This is a genomic window from Peterkaempfera griseoplana, from assembly GCF_001418575.1.
GTDB classification, from domain to species: domain Bacteria; phylum Actinomycetota; class Actinomycetes; order Streptomycetales; family Streptomycetaceae; genus Peterkaempfera; species Peterkaempfera griseoplana.
This window is the reverse complement of record NZ_LIQR01000391.1, coordinates 1-1,448: the sequence shown is the minus strand read 5'-3', so window position 1 is coordinate 1,448 and position 1,448 is coordinate 1. Positions and strand designations below refer to the sequence as shown.

At 78.0% G+C, this 1,448-nt stretch carries 2 protein-coding genes; both read left to right on the top strand.

The window, feature by feature from the left end; translation table 11 throughout:
* A partial coding sequence (locus AOK09_RS26970) for a hypothetical protein (RefSeq protein WP_055589858.1) occupies positions 1-1,159 on the top strand: 1,159 nt, incomplete at its 5' end.
* A 105-nt stretch (positions 1,160-1,264) separates the two neighbouring features.
* Positions 1,265-1,448: hypothetical protein (locus AOK09_RS26965; protein ID WP_055589857.1), on the top strand; the 184-nt coding region annotated here is incomplete at its 3' end.

Sequence of the window (1,448 nt, the reverse complement as noted above, 5' to 3'; positions counted from 1 at the left end):
CGCCGGCCTCGACGCCGCCGTCACGGCGCCGCTCCCCACCCCGTCGCAGGCCGACCGGCGCAGCGCCGAGGCGCTGCTCGCCGGGTACGCCGACGCCGTGCTGCGCCGTGACGGCGCGGCGCTCGCCGCCACCGCCGTCCCGGCCCACCGCCCCCACCAGGCCGAACTGCTGCGCCGTACCGCCGAGGTGCCGTTCGCCTCCTACAGGCCCAGGCTGACCCGGCTGGAACGCAGCGCCACCGGCCTCACCGCGGAGGTGCAGCTCGACCACCGCATCGCCGGCTACGACCGCCACCCGGCCACCGCCACCCGCCGGTTCGCCCTCAGCGGCCGGGACGGGCGGTGGCTGCTGGCCGCCGAGGACCCGGTCGGCAGCGCCCTGCTGTGGGACCTGGGCACCGTACGCGCCGTCCACGGCTCCCACAGCCTGGTGCTGGGCCTCGCCGCCCACGCCGACCTGGCGGCGCTGTCGGCGGCCGCGGACAGCGCCGTGCCGGCCGTCAGCGCCGTCTGGGGCGCCTCCTGGGCCGACCGGCTGCTGCTCTACGCCCCCGGCTCGCTGGACCAGCTCTCCCGGCTGCTGGACGCCACCCCCGGGGACTACCGCGGCATCGCCGCGGTGACCACCGCTGCCCCCGGCGCGCCCAAGGCCGCCCCGGCCGACCGGATCCTGGTCAACCCGGACGCCTACCGCGCGCTGAGCGACCTGGGCCGCCAGGTGGTCACCAGCCATGAGGCCGTCCATGTCGCCACCAGGGCCGACACCCGGCCCTGGACGCCGCTCTGGCTCTCCGAGGGCGCCGCCGACTGGACCGCCTACCTGGGCACCCGCCGCACCAGCCGCCAGATCGCCCCCGAACTGGCCGCCGACATCGCCGCGGGCCGCCTCCCGGACGCCCTCCCCACCGACAGCGACTTCGCCACCACCGCGGAGGGCCTCGCCCAGGCCTATGAACTCGCCTGGTTCGCCTGCACCCTGGTGGCCCGCCGCCACGGCACCCGGGGCCTGGTCACCCTCTACCGTGCCGTCGCAGCCACCGGCTCCGCGGATGCCGACCGGGAGGCCACCGTGGACCGTGCGATGCGCCGCGTCCTCGGGACCGGCCTCGCCGCTTTCACCCGCGACTGGCGCACCGCACTCCGCACGGAGCTGGGCTGACCCGCCCCTCGCGACGGCGCCCCCGGTTTGTCATGCTGGCCCCTCTCGGGAGTCGGAACGGCGACCCGGTACAGCAGCTCAGAACAGCTCGGCAGGAGGCTATCGGTGACCTCTGACAGCGGCGGCGACGTCACGGCGGACGGCGCCGCGACCGCAGGCGCCGCAACGGGCCGCACCGGGACGGCCGGCCCCCCGGCCGGCGACTTCACCGCCGAGGAGGCCGCCCGGGGCCGGGCACTGCGGCGGGCCCAGGTGCCCTGGGCGCTCGCCGCCCGGCTGGCGGGGCTGG